We start from the raw sequence: 1,226 nt of genomic DNA, 5'->3' as shown, positions 1-1,226 counted from the left end.
GGAGACGCTGATCAATTCGGCTCGAATCTTGCATGGATGAACCACCATGACGCAGCCCTCCAAACCACCCAAGCAATTGAGCTTCGCCAGCTACGAGTACGCGCAGAAGAAGCGTGTGACACGCCGCGAGAAGTTTCTGGCTGAGATGGAGCAGGTGGTGCCATGGGCGCGCCTGGAGGCGCTCATCGAGCCCAAGTATCCGAGCACCGGTCGTGTAGGGCGGCAGCCGATAGGGATCGTGCGGATGCTGCGCATGTACTGCCTGCAGCAGTGGTTTGGTTTGTCTGATGAGGCAGTCGAAGACGCCATCTACGACAGCCAATCGATGCGCGATTTTGTGGGGATCGACTTGGCGCGCGAGTCGGTACCCGACGCCACCACGCTGCTGAAGTTTCGTCGCTTGCTCGAAGAACACGGACTTACGGCCAGATTGTTCGAAGAGATCAATGCGCACTTGGGCGAGCGCGGGTTGCTACTGCGCGAGGGCACTATGGTGGATGCCACCATCATTGCCGCGCCGCCCTCGACCAAGAACAAGGACGAGGCTCGCGACCCGCAGATGCATCAGACCAAGAAGGGCAACGCCTGGCACTTCGGGATGAAGGCCCATATTGGTGCCGATACGGAATCTGGGCTGGTGCACAGCCTGCACACCACGGCGGCCAACGAGAGCGATGTCGCGCATGCCCACGAGTTGCTCCACGGCCAGGAAGCGCATGCACATGGGGATGCTGGCTACACCGGTGTGGAAAAGCGCCCGGAAGTTATGCAGGCCCAGCAGCAGGGGGAGATTCGCACCGATGTTCAGTGGCACGTGGCGCGCAAGCGCAGCAAGATCAAGCAAATGGCCGACGGGCCGCTCAAGGATTTGATGCTGGCGGCCGAGCGGGCCAAGGCACAAATTCGAGCGCGGGTCGAACATCCGTTCCACGTGGTGAAGAATTTGTTCCATCACAAGAAAGCACGCTACAAGGGACTGGCCAAGAACACGGCGCAGCTATACAGCCTGTTCGGTCTGGCCAATTTGGTGATCGCCAAGAGCAAACTTCTCAAGCCGCAAGCCCAAGATGCGTCCTGAAATGATTCAGGACCCGGAAAAGGGTCAGAAACCAGCCTAAAAGGGACGTCAAGCAGCAAAAACAGACTGAGCTGAGCCATATTGTGAAAAGTTGGACCGTAAGTTCTGTCGGTCGTACGCGAAGCGGCAATTGTTCAGTGGCTCCCTA

1 protein-coding gene is annotated in these 1,226 nt (G+C 58.5%); it reads left to right on the top strand.

Annotation, left to right across the window (positions count from 1 at the left end; all coding sequences use genetic code 11):
* Positions 1–46: 46 nt before the first annotated feature.
* Positions 47–1,078: an IS5 family transposase gene (locus H537_RS0119090; protein ID WP_028999094.1), complete on the top strand. Its 1,032-nt coding sequence runs from the start codon at positions 47–49 to the stop codon at positions 1,076–1,078.
* Positions 1,079–1,226: the final 148 nt, after the last annotated feature.

Source organism: Azohydromonas australica DSM 1124 (genome assembly GCF_000430725.1).
In the GTDB taxonomy this organism is placed as follows: Bacteria; Pseudomonadota; Gammaproteobacteria; order Burkholderiales; family Burkholderiaceae_C; genus Azohydromonas; species Azohydromonas australica.
This window is presented reverse-complemented; position numbering and strand designations above follow the sequence as displayed.